The sequence below is a fragment of the Neobacillus sp. S1115 genome (genome assembly GCF_055385565.1).
Genome location: NZ_AP038275.1, coordinates 5228449 through 5241839, shown reverse-complemented (window position 1 = coordinate 5241839; position 13391 = coordinate 5228449). Strand labels below are relative to the sequence as shown.

Below are 13391 nucleotides of genomic sequence, written 5' to 3'. Positions count from 1 at the left end.
ACTACATGAAAATCGTAAAAGAGACCCATTTTAACCGAGAACTAAAAGTATTTGAGAACCGGCCCCGGAATCTTTTTGCAATGTTGGAGGAAGCATCTCGGGAGTACCCTGAACACGAAGCGCTGGTCATGAACGGAGTACGCTTGACCTACAAAGAAACGCACGATAAAGCACTAGAAATTGCCGGCAATTTACAAAGTTCCTTATGTGTAAAAAAAGGCGACAGAATTGCCCTTTTGTTGGGGAACAGTATTGAATTTAGTTTGCTGGTGTTTGCCTGCGCCAAATTGGGGGCTATTTTTGTACCATTAAATACCCGTTTAAAAGAAAACGAGCTTTCCTATATGCTGGAGCAATCAGGCAGCAAGCTTTTGTTTGTCGATGATGAATTTTTGGAAACAGTCGAAAGCATGAGGGACAGCAAGTCTATTGAAACGATTCAAAATTTCTTTTTAATCGGAAATAAAACTCCTAAACGAAAAGACTATTTACCTTTTGAAATCCTTGAGCAGCCTGCATCTGTCTCCGAGGTTCCTGTTTCAGAGGATGACCCACTATTTATTATGTATACTTCTGGAACTACCGGGTTGCCAAAGGGGGCAGTAGGAAGCCATTTAGGTGCCATTCACAGTTCCATCAATTATGAAACAGTCTTTAAAACAACGCACAAGGCAAAAACGCTGATTGCGGTTCCGCTTTTTCATGTGACCGGATTGATTGGCCAGCTTTTTCATATGGTACGAGTGGGCGGCACGTCCGTGATCATAAGGAGATTTAAGACGGAGGAATTCATCCGCCTGGCAGCCGAAGAACAGGTAACCTTCTTATTTAATGTACCGACCATTTATGTCATGATGATGGCCCATCAGGATTTTTCATTATACAGCTACACAAATGTAAACTGTATCGCGTACGGCGGCGCGCCGATGTCGACAGAAACCATTTATAAATTGAAAAAGTACTTTCCAAACGCCTATTTGCAAAATGCCTATGGCGCAACGGAAACTTCTTCTCCTGCGACGCTTATGCCACAGTCATATAACGAAGCGAAATTTCAATCGGTCGGCTTGCCGGTACCAGTTGGCGAGTTAAAGGTTGTAAATGATAACGATGTGCCATGCCCACCGGGAGAAGTCGGGGAACTATTAATTAAGGGGCCGATGGTTGTAGAGGGATATTGGGACAATGAAACAGCCAATCAAACCTCATTTGTTAATGGATTTTGGCGCTCCGGCGACCTGGCCAAAATGGATGAGGACGGCTTTGTTTATATAGTCGACCGGAAAAAGGATTTGATTAACCGCGGTGGTGAAAAAATATTTTCCATCGAGGTCGAAAATGTCCTTTATAATCACCCAAAGGTGCACGAAGCAGCCGTAGTCGGCGTTCCTGATGCCATTTTTGGAGAAGTGGTCAAAGCGGTCATTGTACCGAAAGACCAGGCGGTTATTGACCCTCAGGAAATAAGAGATTTTGTAGCTGAAAGATTGGCAAATTACAAGATTCCGAAACTAGTAGAATTTGTTTCCGAGCTGCCTCGCAACCCTGCGGGGAAGGTTTTAAAAAATGCATTGAAGAACCTGCAAAGCTAATTTTACATTCGAAAGGATTTGATTCCATTGTCCACCATGGCAAAAAAAGCTTGGAAATATCGTTATGTCGTTCTTGTCATTCTTTGGTTAGTCTACATTATTAACTATTTTGATAGAATGGCCGTTCTCACCTTCCTTCCGTTTATCCAGAAGGATTTAAATCTGACACCTGTTGAGGTTGGCCAGCTTGCTTCCGTGTTTTTCTTTGCCTACGCTGCCGCCCAAATCAGCGCCGGTTTTCTCGCTGATAAAATTGGTGCCAAAAAGGTTATGTATATCGCCATTACCGTATTCACCGCTGTTACAGCTGTAACTGGCGTGGTGAAAAACTTCGCCCAGTTTTTAGCTCTCCGCATCGGTTTGGGACTAGGGGAAGGGCATCATTTTGCACCAGCCATCCGCGCCATCAATAACTGGTTCCCATTCAAGGAAAGAGGAAGAGCGGTGTCGTTTTTTGCTACCTCTTGGGCTGTTGCACCTGCTATTGTTCCGGTTATCGTTACCAGCATTTCGGTTTACTTTTTCGCAGGAGACTGGCGTCCGGTATTCTATGTTCTGGCCATCCCGGGTGCACTTGGAATCTTTTTATTATGGAGATTTGTAGCAGATTCTCCAAAAGAAATGATTGAAAAGGGACGATTGAGCAAGGACGAAGATATTGAAGCTGGAGCAGTTTCTGCCACTCTTACAAAAGAAGAAAAAAGAAAGCAATACGGAGTTTTCTTAAAGGATAGTAATTTTTATGTGTATACGTTGTGCTTATTTTGCCAGCTTGCCGTATATTGGGGTTCATCCACTTGGCTGACTTCTTTCTTGGTTACCCAACACGGATTAAATATTAAAGAAATGGGCTTTTTCGCATCTGCTCCTTACATTGTGGCGTTCTTCGCGATGATGCTTGGCGGCTGGCTGATGGATAAAGTTCTACATCGTATGAAGCCTGTTGCCTTGATTGCCTATATCGGCTGTATTCCAGTTCTATGGATGCTTGGTGCTGTTGAAAAAGGGAATACAGGTATGTTACTGACGCTCCTTTTACTTACTGGTTTCTTTGTTAACTTAAACTTCGGTTCCATCTATGCTTACTTGCCAAAGCGCTATCCGAAGGAAATTGTCGGAAGTGCAACTGGATTAGCAAATGGTATTGGCCAATTGGGTTCGTTTGTATCGCCGCTTGTTGCCGGCTATTTAGTAAAAGTAGGTGCTAATGGTTCCCAGGATTTTAGTGGTGTATTCATTTTCTTTGCCCTGACGGCAGCGTTGGCGGCTGTGTGTGCGATTATTTTGAAAGAGAAGCAGATACATCAGCTTGCGGTAGTAAAAAATGAGAAATCTGTAATTTAATTTTTAGAAAATAGGGAATGAAGTCTTTTCTAAGTATCTTCGTTCCCGCTATTTGAAGCAAGGGGGACAAATCGTGCCAACAAATACAGCAAATAATGAGTCATCTATTCTTGAAAAAGAACAGAAGCGCTGGGAAAGATTTTTCAAAACTCTTAACAGTGGTGATTTCCGATTCGGTCATACGTCCAGACAATTAGTTTGGAAAAAGAATAAAGCCACCTTATGGCACTATCCAGCAGCAACAACAAAAAAATATGATGTTCCTATTTTTATTGTTTATTCGCTATTCAATCAGCCAACGATTCTCGACTTTGCTCCAGGCTCAAGTGTTCTCGAAGGACTGGTAAACAGGGGTTATGATGTCTATTTATTAGACTGGGGCGTCGCCGGGTACGAAGATAAAAATATTTCAATTGAAGATTATGTAGCCAGCTATATCAAAAAAGCGGTTCAGCGGGCATTAAGGCATGCCGGTGCGGAGGAAATATCGGTGGTCGGATATTGTCTGGGCGGTACGCTGGCAGCGATGTATGCTTCCTTAGCGGAAGAACCAATCAAAAACCTAGTGACGGCTGCTGTTCCAATTGATTTTAGTGTGGCGGCCACCTTGCCTGAAAATTGGGCGGAAGCAATGCTTGAAGGGAACATGGATCTTGACCGCTTTATCGAAGTGTATGGATTGGTACCGCCTGTTTATGTAGAGGCCATGTTCAGGTCAATCACTTCACCGGTGTACAACACCCCTTATACGCTCCTTTTATCACGGGCGCATGATCAAAGGTTTACGGAAAAATGGCACCGGATGAACACTTGGACAAAGGGGCACGTCCCGTTAACCGGCGGAGCGTTTAAGCAGTTAAACGAAGATTTGTTTAAAGGAAATAAGCTGGTTAAAGGTGAGTTTACCGTTCACGGCAAAAAAGCAGATTTAAAAAATATTAAGTCAAACCTTTTGGCTGTCAGCATGAAAAGCGACAACCTAATTCCAGAAGAGCAAAGTAAGCCAATTATGGATTTAGTTTCAAGTGAAGATAAAACGTTTTTACGTATAGAAGGCGGCCATGTGAACTTAGCAATGTCCGGTAAATTTGCTGGAATTTTGGATGACTGGCTCAGTGAACGTTCAACGAAATAAAATAGCAAGGTGGGGAAGCAAATGCAGAAGCTGCATTCGATATATGAGATGGTAAATGTAGAAGAATCGGTCCAATTTTTGCAATCTCTTATCCAAGTTAACAGTGTTAATCCTGACGGCAATGAAAAAAGGGTCGCTGAGGCTATTGAAACGTTTTTAGCTTCATCCAAGCTTCAAGTGGAGCTAGATGACCTAGGCAATAACCGGGCCAACTTGTTTGTTACTTATCCAGACAGAAAAACGGACGAGAGGTATTTAGTTTACAGCGGCCATTTTGACACCGTCCCAACCGGTAAAGTGGAGTGGCAGCATGGTCCTTTTTCCGGGGAAATCGTCGGCAACAAAATGTATGGCCGCGGCACTACTGACATGAAAGCTGGAGTTGCTGCAATGATTCTGGCGATGGAGTATTTATCTCGTGCCGGTGTGAAACTTAAGGGTAAGCTGCAGTTTGTTGGAACTGCAGGAGAAGAGGTCGACGGCTACGGTGCTAAGACGGTTGTCCAAAAGGGCCAGATTGACAAGGCTACAGCCATGGTCATCTCGGAGCCAAGCGAAAACGAAATCTATAACGCCCATAAAGGCTGCTTGTGGCTGGAGATTACTACGAATGGAAAAACTGCCCACGGTTCCATGCCAGATCAAGGTATTAACGCCATTTTGGCCATGAACGACTTAATTAACGAGCTTCTTAAGTATGAGTTTTCTTATATACCACATCCAATCCTGGGGCATCCAACCTTAAATATTGGCACCATTGAAGGTGGCGTCAAGACAAATGTAGTGCCTGACCAATGCAGCGTGACGCTTGATATTCGAACAGTTCCGGGACAGGATATTGACCGGATTTTAAAAGATATTGAAGATATGCTAAAGGGAATCACTGAAAAATCAAAGGCGTCTTATCAGATTAAAATAATTAATAGAATGGAATCGGTTAGTACAAAGGAATCCGACGAATTTGTCCAAATGGCGGTCCGAACTGGTAAGAAAGAGTTGAACTTGGACTTGAATCCAACCGGTGTTAATTATTATACAGATGCATCTGTTTATCAGCCTCATTTGCAGATTCCAACATTCATCTTTGGCCCGGGGCACCCAAAACTTGCCCATCAGCCGGATGAATATGTGGAAATTGACAAGTTCATTGAATCCATACGTTATTTTATGGCACTGGCCATTGAGTATTTAGGGGAGAAATAAAAGAGCTGGAGGCTGTCTTATTAGGGTCTGCCCCCCCCTTTAAGACAGTCTCCAGTTTTTATGTTTAATGCTTCAAATTCATGTTGTTGTTCATGCCCATATTCATATTAGGATTCATGTTCATATTCATGTTTTGAGTTTGCGGCATCCCTTGAGCAGGTGCAAAGGAATTAACGATTTGCGTCATATCCTGCTGGGCTAGCTGCGGTACCTGGTAGTAATGGTTTTTATTTTGATAAATGGAAAGCTCATAAGCCATTTCAATGCAGTTTGGCACAGAGTCCGCAAGCACGCGGCGGACAACCGGATTGGTCGTTTCACACGCAGCCATAGTCTTGTGTGTAGCACCGGATTTGCACGCAGTTAACATACAGCCGGAAATAAACTCATCGGAGATTTCCGTCATGTTCTGCATTGGCTTCTTCGGCTGGGTCGGAGTTAACCCATACACAAAGTCATTCCCCTGCTTCATTTTATAGCTCTGCGTCGGCTTTGACGGGTCCTGCCCGGATTGGAAGCACTGCAATGTTATATTATATTCATCCTGAATGAATTGATATTGACGGTCTAAAATATCAAGCAGCTCAGGATCTTTTACATGCGGGCGCAGCATCAAATACTGATTTAAGGTCCCAATTGACCCATTCAACACTTCATGTACATCAAACATTTCATGGCCGCCGTGGTTCAACTGTTGCGGCACAGCCCCTGTATGCATATTTTGGTGCATTTGCCCCTGCTGATTCTGTAACATCAATCGAATCTCCTCCTCAAAAAAATTGGACACAGCCACTCATTATTTTGGTTAATGGAGGGATTGTTATTCTCTATTGAAATTTATAAAAACTTTCCATTGAGGCATGGGGACTGTTTGCGCATCAACAGCTAAAATAAACTGTGTTACAAAGGGCTAGTTTTTTGAAAATATTGTAAGGTATCCCGAAGCAAAATTAGCTTAGTATAAGTATTATTCAGCTGACAGATTAATTTGAATTGCAATCCTTTGATTCGTGATACACATGAACATCGACGTTCTGGTTGTATTTTTTGATAAAACCAAATGATGCATAACACTCAAATAAAAAAGGACCTCATCCATTTCAGGGGATTCGGTCCTATTAAATGTTACATAACTATTTTTGTAGTATATTTTGCGTTATCTGACATTTCTTTAGGTGTTATAATTCTTATGAATTTCCCTCTCACAGATTGTGGTTTTGGCTTTGCCTTATCATCCACATGTTCTAGTTCAAAAGCTGCAAATCCAATCACCGTTCTAGTGCTAGTACCTGTACCGCTTCCACTAACAATTGGTACGATAACATAGTCTCTTTTGTTTAATTCAGTTAAGATGGGGTTACTATCTATCGGATCGCCAGTTTCTGTACAGATAATCATATTAACTGATATTGGTTCAGGAGCACCATCTCTAATGTAAGACGCAACTGTTGGGCTGCCACCGCTGTTACATTTTACATTTAAGGTACCAGGGGCTTCTATTATATCAAAATTTAATAAACCATAGTTTCCTGTCTCTCCATCTCCTGGTGGGTACGTTAAATCATAAATATTTCCGGGTTGGTCAGGAGTATATTTAATTCCAATAGGAATTACATCGGAGTAAGCAGGTGTAATAATTTTCACTTTTGAGAATGCCTTTACCTCAGAATTGGAAAATCCTAATACTTTCATTAAAGCGAAATCAACTGTAACTGTACCTCTCACTTGATAATAGTTTTCTTTTCGACCTTCAACATAATTGGCAGTTGGTTCATAGGAGGCAGTAAGGTTATTATTAGCAACAACAGTTGCGACCGCTTTTATCTTAGTGTCGTTACTAGGTTCAAATTCCTTTTTGGGTACCAAATAATCATCTATTAAAGCATCTGCACCAGCCAATGCCCCTGCATCAACGGCCTTCTGCAATTCTGACTTAGCAAGATATAATCTTCCGCCATCGATAGCTAAACCAGCAAATCCAATTAGGACAGTTAACATTAATGAAACTAGAACCAAAGATTGTCCTTTTTCATCTATCAATATTTTTTTTATCAAAAATATTCCCCTCCTTTTTGTTCTTTATAAAGAATGATAATACGAAACTATTTCATTGTATAGAAAATTCATAAATAAAATTCATTTCAAGTTTAAATGGTTTTGGAACAACTTATTATACTCCCGTTCTTTATTCCTAACTTTTTTATAGATCCTGCAGGAAGCTCCAGCGTTGAATGGGCAGCTTTTTCAGGTTTTGTAATTTTCCACGGCATTAAGTTTTCATATACTTTTACAACTTTATTTTGTTTGCTAAGAAAAACCACATCGATTGGAAATCTCACAAAAAACATATGCACAGCATTGCAGGGGATTATCCAAAGGCCTTCATTAACAATAGGTGCCTTTCTAAACATTAACCCAATAACCCTTTTTGTAATTGAATCCGCTAATTTTATCTGATAAGGAATGTTAACAATATCTCTTTCCATAAAAATGCCCCTTTCGATTATATATATTTATTATAGTGAACAATTAGTTTCTTTTAAAGAACAAAAAGTAAGAAATATTTAGATATTTTAAGAGAATCGTTGAAAAACATATAAAAATACGCTAAAACGAACAAAAATGAGAGTTTTCAATATATTTTGTTCATTATATATTTAATTTAAGTTCTGAATATAGAACAAACAAACTCTAAAAAAAGTAATAGGAGGAGAAAAGAATGAACATTGTTAAAAAGTTGTGGAAAGAAGAAGAAGGACAAACTTTGTCTGAGTATGGGTTGATAATTGGTTTAGTTGCTGCTGTTGTCATAGCTGCTGTAGTTACACTAAAAGCTGGAATTGACGATGTTTTTTATGATATTAAAACTAAACTTCAAGATGCAATAAAGTAAGAGAGTTCCAAAACTTATTTACATCAGCCCTGCTCATAAATTCACAGCAGGGCTGATGTTATAGAGGGAGGCGGTTTCAAAAAATGCAATCTATTATTTTGTGTATAGTCTTATTAATTTGTTTAGTTACAGATATTAAAGCACGAAAAATATTAAATATCGTTACAATACCAGCTATTATTTTTGGACTTGTTTATTCAGTAATTACATCTGGATTAAATGGGTTTTTATTTAGCGGCAAAGGTTTTCTAGTAGGTTTATGTTTACTGTTAATCCCATTTATTTTAGGTGGAATGGGTGCAGGGGATGTAAAGTTAATGGCAGCGATTGGGGCCTTAATGGGCACCGAATTTGTATTTTATTCGTTTATTTATACTGCACTGATTGGTGGAGTAATTGGTCTTTTATTAATTATAAAAAATAAAGGCTTTATACCCCTGCTTAAGTCTTTTCTTTTTAATTTAGTATTTTTAAGAAGCAATCTTGGGGAGATTATTATATCTCAAGATAAAAAGGGGAGTATTTCATTTCCTTATGGAGTTGCAATTGCCCTTGGTACACTATGCACACTGGTTTGGGGTGGATTTTAATGAAGTCGGAAAAAGGCCAATCACTAGTTGAATTTGCCTTAGTCTTACCGGTATTACTGTTACTATTATTTGGAATTGTGGACTTTGGACGAATTCTCCATGCATATCTTACGATTGATCATGCTGGTAGAGAAGCAGCACGTGCTGCAAGTATTGGCGGTGGAAATATTGAACAAGTCGCTGTTGATAATGCTGTAGGAATTAGCTTAACAACAGGAAATGTGAAAGTAACTAAAGGAGTACCAACTTCAAACGATGTAACGATTGCTATTACCTACCCAATTACATTTCTAACACCAATAATCAGTAGTGTAATTGGGGAAGTCGAACTAAAAGATAAAACGGTAATGAGAGTGGAATAAGAAAAGTTAAATTTGCAAGAAGCAAGCAGTGAAAGATTGTAATAGTTAGATTTTCATAACTATTATTTTTTCCACAGCTTTAAAGATAGATAAAGTGTGAGTAATTATATTAATGGAAATTCAGGTCATAAGGGAGTTAGGGAGGTTCACAATGAACACAAAAAAAATCTGGCTAATATCATTAATCTTCGGAATAGCTGTCGCGGGTGTTGTTTATTTTACAGTATTTTCAAAAGGAAACGGGTCCACCCCAGCAAGTGCACCAATCACCGAGAAACTGAAGGACGTCGCAGGTGAAAAGTCTAAGGAGGAAATTGAAAAAGAGAAACAATCTGAAAAAGAAAATGCGCTTGCTAGGGACTTTGTTAACCCAGTGGTCGATGTCAGCGAGGGGAAAAGAGCAATCTCAATAAGGGCTGAAAAGGAAGAAGGAGTTTCTGGGTATATAGCGCCAAATTCAATGGTCGATGTCATTGCCTATGAATCTACCAAAGACGATGCTACGGGAAAAGAGTTTAAATCCGCGGTGCTTGTCCTTGAAAATGTGAAAGTCCTTACGTCCGGTAAATCGGCAGATAATAAGGAAGCTGCTCTTAACTATGAAACGGTTACGCTAGAAGTGAAGCCTGAGGAAGGCGTCATGCTTAGTCTAGCCGCTAAGGATAAGGACGGTTTCTACTTAATGCTTCGCAATACAAAAGATTCAGAAACAGGAAAAGCTGGTATTAAACAGACAAGGGAAGTCATTAAAGAGGGGGATTCTGGTAAGAAATGAACATAAATTGGGTTTATTTTTCAGACTCTTACACTTTTCCGGAAGGCGTCAGTACATTTTTAGAAAAACAGGAATACACTCTGACCTTCGTTAATCAGATCGAAAAATTACGGCAAGCATTAGAAAGTCAAATAACGGTGTTATTTATTAATGTCCAATCACAATATGACGTCTATGAACTATCTCAAGAGATTTCGGTACTATACCCCCAGGTTTACATCATTCTTATGGTACCTGAGGAAATGGAAAATTTGAAAAAGGCAATGCAAGTAGGAGCTTCGGATACCCTTCGCACAAACTACAGAATCGAGGACCTTGCTGAAACAGTTGCCCATGCCAAGAAATTTATGCAGCATCGGGCAAAAATGGAGCCTAGTGTTGCCAGTCTCAGAAAGGACATCGGGAGAGTCATTGCGGTAACAGGTCCTAAGGGAGGCATTGGAAGAACGGTTCTAACCGTAAATCTGGCAGTTGCATATGCCAGATTGGGAAAAAAGGTTGCGGTGATTGATGGCAACTTCCAATTTGGTGAAATCTCTATCTTCTATAATGTGAAGCCTAAGCGAACCATTTACGAATGGGTCAAGGAGGGGTATGGGCAAGACCATTATTCCTTACGTCAATACATGACTCTTGTGGATGGGGACATCTCAGTTCTTGCCGCACCAACACGCCCTGAATTTTTTGAAGGGATTACAGAATTACATATGAAAGCGGCAATCGAGGAGGCAAGGGAACTATTTGATATTATCCTAATCGATTTGCCTGCCTATCTATCCGATATTCATTTGCGCAGCCTTAATATGGCGGACGAAATTTTGCTGATGACAGGAAACGATTTATCTGTTTTAAGGTTAACGAAGCTTTACCTGGAAACCTTGGAAGCCATTCAACTCAAGGAAAAAGTAAAGCTGGTATTGAATCGTTATGTTAAGGGTCAGGGGCTTGAGCTTAATCGAATTGAAGAAATTTTAGAATCTAAGGTTTATCATACTCTTCCGGAGCAGACTAATGTCGCAGCTTCCTCCATTAAGGCGGGGCAGCCATTCATGTTATCGAGTTCACGGAGTCAGCTTGGTAAGGCTGTTTGGCAAATGGCCGAAAACTCTAATTTCCAAAAGCCGGTGGTAGTTAACGGGAAAAGGAAAGAGAAAAAATGGTATCAACTAGGAAAGTGAGGCGGTGATGTAAGTGTCATTATTTAAACGATATTTAGAAGAGGCCCAGGGTAGTGCTCCCAAAATGGATGTTCCCGTTTTAACTGAGGCAAAAAAGTCCCAGGAATTTTGGGAGATTGAAACCAATCTTCATAATCATCTGCTGGAGGAGTTGAAGAAATACCCAGGGCAAGATAAGGAAAAGGAAAAACGTAAAATCGTGGAATTGGCAGATGCGTTCTTTGAACAGGAAGGCACCAGGCTTACCTTTGAAGAAAAACAGGAAATCATTGATTATGTGACAAATGAGCTTCTCGCCTATGGTCCCATTACTTCACTTTTGCAAAATCCATTAATTTCTGAGGTAATGGTTAATCATTTTGATGAGGTTTATTTCGAGCAGGAGGGGAAAATCTCAAAGAGCCATGTTCATTTTGTGGATAATCAGCATGTGATGCGGGTTATTGAAAGAATTGTCTCACCAATTGGACGCCGTATCGATGAAAGTTCCCCTATGGTAGATGCCCGCCTGCCTGATGGTTCTCGTGTTAATGCAATCATTCCGCCGCTGGCATTAAAGGGTCCAAGTTTAACGATTCGTAAATTCTCTGAAACCCCCTTTACGATAACGGATTTGATTGGATTTGGTACTCTTGATCAAACGATGGCGGAGTTTCTTGAAATTTGCGTGAAATCCAGACTTAATGTCTTTATCAGCGGGGGTACCGGTTCAGGGAAAACCTCGACATTAAATGTGTTATCCTCCTTCATTCCGAATAAAGAGCGGATTGTCACCATCGAGGATGCCGCCGAGTTGAAGCTTAATCAGGAGCATATTGTGGGATTGGAATCAAGGCCGCCGAATATTGAGGGCAAAGGGGAAATCACCATCAGGGATTTGGTAAGAAACGCCCTAAGGATGCGGCCGGACCGAATTGTCGTCGGAGAGGTTCGCGGTGCCGAAGCGCTGGATATGCTTCAGGCGATGAACACGGGCCATGACGGTGGACTCAGTACGGGACACGCCAACTCACCGCGCGATATCCTATCCCGGATTGAGACGATGGTATTAATGGCAGGCTATGAACTGCCGGTAAAGGCTATCCGGGAACAAATTGCGAATGCGATTGATTTAATTGTTCATCAAGCCAGAATGAAGGATGGAACAAGAAAAATCACTCATATTACCGAAGTTTTAAACTTGGAAGGGGATACCATTGTTCTTCAGGATCTATTTGTTTTTAAGGAACAAGGCTATACCGAAGATGGCAAGATTATCGGCAATTTTGTCAGTACCGGTATCCGCCCGAGGTTTACCGAACAGCTTGAAATGAATGGTTATAAACTGCCAGCAACATGGTTTTATGGAGGTTGGTAGAAATGGATACAGCGCTCCAACTGATTCTAATCTGTATTGGCGTAACCATTGGATTTTATTTATTTTTGAGAAGCTTTTCTGCGAAAAAAAGGCTGGATAACCGTATGAAAACCTTTTTGCACTCTTCACAAACAACGGAAGAGAGCGAAGAAGAGAAACAGCCTTTCATTTTTAAGAAATTCTTTTCCTCTTTTGCTGCTATTTTCAAAAATATTAAGGTTAGTAGAGATACAGAAAAATTATTGAATGAAGCCGGAAGCAGCTTTAAACCGGAAGAGTTTTTGGCTCTTAGATTTCTTGCCGCAGCCGGACTCATCATTTTGGTGTTCCTGCTAGGGCTCCCATGGTATCTGTGGATTGTGGCCTTTGTTATTGGATTTATCGTTCCCAAAACCTTCATGAAGCAAAAAAGAAAGAAGCGGTTAGCACAAATTAATTATCAGTTAATTGAGGTATTAGGGATGATGGCAAACTCCATGCGGGCAGGCTTTAGCTTCATGCAGGCCATGCAGCTAGTCGGCAAGGAAGTCCCAGATCCGCTTGGTCCGGAATTTGACCGAGCATTCCGCCAGGCAGGGTTGGGCATGCCGATGGAGGATATTTTCGAAGAAATGATGGAGCGTTTGCCGAATAATGAATTGGAGGTCGTAGTCAGGGCCATCTTGGCGCAAAGGAAGAGTGGTGGAAATTTGGCCGAACTTCTTGAAACAATGGAAGAAACCATTAGGGGCAGGATTCGGATATTAGAGGAGCTGCGGACGTTAACTGCACAGGGAAGAATGTCAACGTGGATTATTACTCTTCTCCCAGTAGCACTTGCTGCCTATTTATCTTTGGTAAACTGGGAATATTTTGCGCCGATGCTTCAGCACCCACTAGGCTGGATGATGATATTTGTTGGGGCAGCCGGAAATATCATTGGCTGGGTTTTTATCAGGAAAATCATCCAAATTGAGGTGTAA

General features: G+C 40.8%; 14 protein-coding genes. 11 read left to right on the top strand and 3 right to left on the bottom strand.

Annotation, left to right across the window (positions count from 1 at the left end):
* Window positions 1–5: 5 nt before the first annotated feature.
* The 4 genes from ACZ5B7_RS25810 to ACZ5B7_RS25795 all read left to right on the top strand — a co-directional run bounded on the left by ACZ5B7_RS25810 (window position 6) and on the right by ACZ5B7_RS25795 (window position 5274).
* Window positions 6–1592, top strand: a complete 1587-nt coding sequence (locus ACZ5B7_RS25810; protein WP_464491467.1) for a class I adenylate-forming enzyme family protein — start codon at window positions 6–8, stop codon at window positions 1590–1592.
* 36 nt (window positions 1593–1628) lie between these two features.
* Window positions 1629–2936 carry an MFS transporter gene (locus ACZ5B7_RS25805; RefSeq protein ID WP_464494570.1) on the top strand — a complete coding sequence of 436 codons (1308 nt, stop codon included), beginning with the start codon at window positions 1629–1631 and terminating at the stop codon, window positions 2934–2936.
* A 73-nt stretch (window positions 2937–3009) separates the two neighbouring features.
* On the top strand, window positions 3010–4071 hold the full coding sequence (locus ACZ5B7_RS25800; RefSeq protein ID WP_464491466.1) for an alpha/beta fold hydrolase: 1062 nt from the start codon (window positions 3010–3012) through the stop codon (window positions 4069–4071).
* A 21-nt stretch (window positions 4072–4092) separates the two neighbouring features.
* Entirely contained in the window at window positions 4093–5274 is a 1182-nt protein-coding gene (locus ACZ5B7_RS25795) for a M20 family metallopeptidase (RefSeq protein ID WP_464491465.1), read from the top strand.
* A gap of 64 nt (window positions 5275–5338) precedes the next feature.
* Here ACZ5B7_RS25795 and ACZ5B7_RS25790 read toward each other — a convergent pair whose 3' ends face one another.
* From ACZ5B7_RS25790 to ACZ5B7_RS25780, 3 genes are all read right to left on the bottom strand, one after another.
* Window positions 5339–6028, bottom strand: a complete 690-nt coding sequence (locus ACZ5B7_RS25790; RefSeq protein ID WP_464494569.1) for a spore coat protein — start codon at window positions 6026–6028, stop codon at window positions 5339–5341.
* Window positions 6029–6399: 371 nt separating this feature from the next.
* Window positions 6400–7329 carry a pilus assembly protein TadG-related protein gene (locus ACZ5B7_RS25785; RefSeq protein ID WP_464491464.1) on the bottom strand — a complete coding sequence of 310 codons (930 nt, stop codon included), beginning with the start codon at window positions 7327–7329 and terminating at the stop codon, window positions 6400–6402.
* 92 nt (window positions 7330–7421) lie between these two features.
* Window positions 7422–7760: a DUF192 domain-containing protein gene (locus tag ACZ5B7_RS25780; RefSeq protein ID WP_464491463.1), complete on the bottom strand. Its 339-nt coding sequence runs from the start codon at window positions 7758–7760 to the stop codon at window positions 7422–7424.
* A 233-nt stretch (window positions 7761–7993) separates the two neighbouring features.
* On the opposite strand from ACZ5B7_RS25780, the gene ACZ5B7_RS25775 reads away from it, so the two are divergent.
* The 7 genes from ACZ5B7_RS25775 (at window position 7994) to ACZ5B7_RS25745 (ending at window position 13391) form a co-directional block, all read left to right on the top strand.
* The gene (locus tag ACZ5B7_RS25775) at window positions 7994–8167 is read left to right on the top strand and encodes a Flp family type IVb pilin (protein ID WP_464491462.1); all 174 of its coding nucleotides are present in this window, start codon (window positions 7994–7996) and stop codon (window positions 8165–8167) included.
* A gap of 83 nt (window positions 8168–8250) precedes the next feature.
* Window positions 8251–8757, top strand: coding sequence for an A24 family peptidase (locus tag ACZ5B7_RS25770; protein ID WP_464491461.1), 507 nt, complete (start codon window positions 8251–8253; stop codon window positions 8755–8757).
* On the top strand, window positions 8757–9119 hold the full coding sequence (locus ACZ5B7_RS25765; protein ID WP_464491460.1) for a TadE/TadG family type IV pilus assembly protein: 363 nt from the start codon (window positions 8757–8759) through the stop codon (window positions 9117–9119). Before ACZ5B7_RS25770 ends, ACZ5B7_RS25765 begins: the two co-directional genes overlap by 1 nt.
* 151 nt (window positions 9120–9270) lie before the next feature.
* A complete protein-coding gene (cpaB, locus tag ACZ5B7_RS25760) occupies window positions 9271–9894 on the top strand; it encodes a Flp pilus assembly protein CpaB (RefSeq protein WP_464491459.1) in 624 nt (207 codons plus the stop codon).
* Window positions 9891–11072, top strand: a complete 1182-nt coding sequence (locus tag ACZ5B7_RS25755) for an AAA family ATPase (RefSeq protein ID WP_464491458.1) — start codon at window positions 9891–9893, stop codon at window positions 11070–11072. The genes cpaB and ACZ5B7_RS25755 overlap by 4 nt, the downstream gene beginning before the upstream one ends.
* Window positions 11073–11085: 13 nt before the next feature.
* Window positions 11086–12429 (top strand): CpaF family protein, encoded by a 1344-nt coding sequence (locus ACZ5B7_RS25750; protein ID WP_464491457.1) that lies wholly within the window; start codon window positions 11086–11088, stop codon window positions 12427–12429.
* A gap of 2 nt (window positions 12430–12431) precedes the next feature.
* Window positions 12432–13391: a type II secretion system F family protein gene (locus ACZ5B7_RS25745; protein WP_464491456.1), complete on the top strand. Its 960-nt coding sequence runs from the start codon at window positions 12432–12434 to the stop codon at window positions 13389–13391.

Excerpts from the sequence above, each read along its gene's own strand:
- ACZ5B7_RS25810 (WP_464491467.1), top strand. The coding sequence starts at position 6 with ATGAAAATCGTAAAAGAGACCCATTTTAACCGAGAACTAAAAGTATTT.
- ACZ5B7_RS25805 (WP_464494570.1), top strand. The coding sequence starts at position 1,629 with ATGGCAAAAAAAGCTTGGAAATATCGTTATGTCGTTCTTGTCATTCTT.
- ACZ5B7_RS25795 (WP_464491465.1), top strand. The coding sequence starts at position 4,093 with ATGCAGAAGCTGCATTCGATATATGAGATGGTAAATGTAGAAGAATCG.
- ACZ5B7_RS25790 (WP_464494569.1), bottom strand. The coding sequence starts at position 6,028 with ATGTTACAGAATCAGCAGGGGCAAATGCACCAAAATATGCATACAGGG.
- ACZ5B7_RS25780 (WP_464491463.1), bottom strand. The coding sequence starts at position 7,760 with ATGGAAAGAGATATTGTTAACATTCCTTATCAGATAAAATTAGCGGAT.
- ACZ5B7_RS25775 (WP_464491462.1), top strand. The coding sequence starts at position 7,994 with ATGAACATTGTTAAAAAGTTGTGGAAAGAAGAAGAAGGACAAACTTTG.
- ACZ5B7_RS25770 (WP_464491461.1), top strand. The coding sequence starts at position 8,251 with ATGCAATCTATTATTTTGTGTATAGTCTTATTAATTTGTTTAGTTACA.
- ACZ5B7_RS25765 (WP_464491460.1), top strand. The coding sequence starts at position 8,757 with ATGAAGTCGGAAAAAGGCCAATCACTAGTTGAATTTGCCTTAGTCTTA.
- cpaB (WP_464491459.1), top strand. The coding sequence starts at position 9,271 with ATGAACACAAAAAAAATCTGGCTAATATCATTAATCTTCGGAATAGCT.
- ACZ5B7_RS25755 (WP_464491458.1), top strand. The coding sequence starts at position 9,891 with ATGAACATAAATTGGGTTTATTTTTCAGACTCTTACACTTTTCCGGAA.
- ACZ5B7_RS25745 (WP_464491456.1), top strand. The coding sequence starts at position 12,432 with ATGGATACAGCGCTCCAACTGATTCTAATCTGTATTGGCGTAACCATT.